This window comes from Pseudokineococcus marinus, from assembly GCF_013004605.1.
GTDB lineage: Bacteria > Actinomycetota > Actinomycetes > Actinomycetales > Quadrisphaeraceae > Pseudokineococcus > Pseudokineococcus marinus.
The window spans coordinates 1-1,192 of sequence record NZ_JABEMA010000543.1 but is presented as its reverse complement, the minus strand read 5'-3'; the positions used below and the strand labels follow the sequence as shown (position 1 = coordinate 1,192).

At 79.7% G+C, this 1,192-nt stretch carries 1 protein-coding gene; it reads right to left on the bottom strand.

The genetic code is table 11. The annotated features are described in order from the left end of the window. Positions 1-1,192, bottom strand: a 1,192-nt coding sequence (locus HLB09_RS17345; protein WP_171204524.1) for a GGDEF domain-containing protein, incomplete at both ends; no start/stop codon positions are given.

Genomic DNA, 1,192 nt, shown 5'->3' with positions numbered 1-1,192 from the left:
GCCCGAGCTCCTGGCCGTCAGGTGGGTGCCCGCCCGCGCGGCGGCGGCCGTGACGAGCGCCCGCGCGGCGTCGGCCGCCTCCCGCGCGACCTCGGGGCCGCACGGGCACAGCAGGGCGATCTCGTCCCCCCCGGTCCGGAAGGTGCGGTCCTCGCCGGTGCGGGCCGCCAGGGCGGACGCGACGTCCACGAGGAGGGCGTCCGCGGCGGCGCGTCCGAGCCGCTCGTCCACGTCCCCGAAGCCGTCGAGGTCCACGACCACGAGCGACACGGCGGCGCCGTCCTCGAGCAGCGGGGTGAGGCGGGCCGAGAGGGCCCGCGCGTTGCCCAGCCCCGTCAGGGCGTCGTGCCGCGACTCCTGCGACAGCCGGCGCAGGACCCCGAGGCGGGCGCGCAGCCGGAGGACCTCGCGCAGCCCCGCGCTCGTCACCGCGAGCAGCCCGAGCGCCCCGGTGGCCGCGCCCGCGGCTCCCGTCGTCAGCAGGGCGACCAGCCCGAGCACCCAGGTGACGTAGACGGTCGCCGTCGTGACGACCGTCGCGTAGGTCTCGCCCTCCTCCGTCGCGCTCCCCCGGCGCCCCAGGGGCCGCCCCCGCCCGATGGCGTCGACGCCGCCGAGCACGACGGGCCAGGCGAGGCACTGGAGGGCGGCGAGGCGCCAGTCCCACACGGCCGCGCCGGCGACGAGCTCGCGCGTGACGGCGAGGTCGCCCACGGCGAGCACCGCCAGCCCGGCGAGGACGGCCACGACGCCGCGGTCCCGCCCGACCATGGCGACCTGCGCGAGCAGGCTGCACAGCAGCAGGTACAGGAGCACCACGCTGACGCAGAAGAGGACGAGCAGCGGGGGCCCGCCGGGCGGGAAGACCGCCGTCCACACCGCGACGGCCAGCCCGAGCGCCAGCACCACCGCGTCCACGAGCAGGGTCCGCAGGGCGCCGCTGCGCCCGGGCGGCCGCGGGAGGCGCAGGACGCCGACGAGCGCGAGCGGGCCGGCGCAGATGCTGACCGCGTCACCGAGGTTGGGGCGCGGAGGCGGGCCCGGCAGCGCGAGGTCGACGAGCGCGCTCACGAGCTCGCCCCCGCACCACGCGAGCGCCGAGAGGGCGAACCACCGCCGCGAGGGCCCCGCCGGCCGCGGCCCGCGCCGGGCGAGGACGAGCACGCCGCCGACGAGGCCGGTGACCGCGACG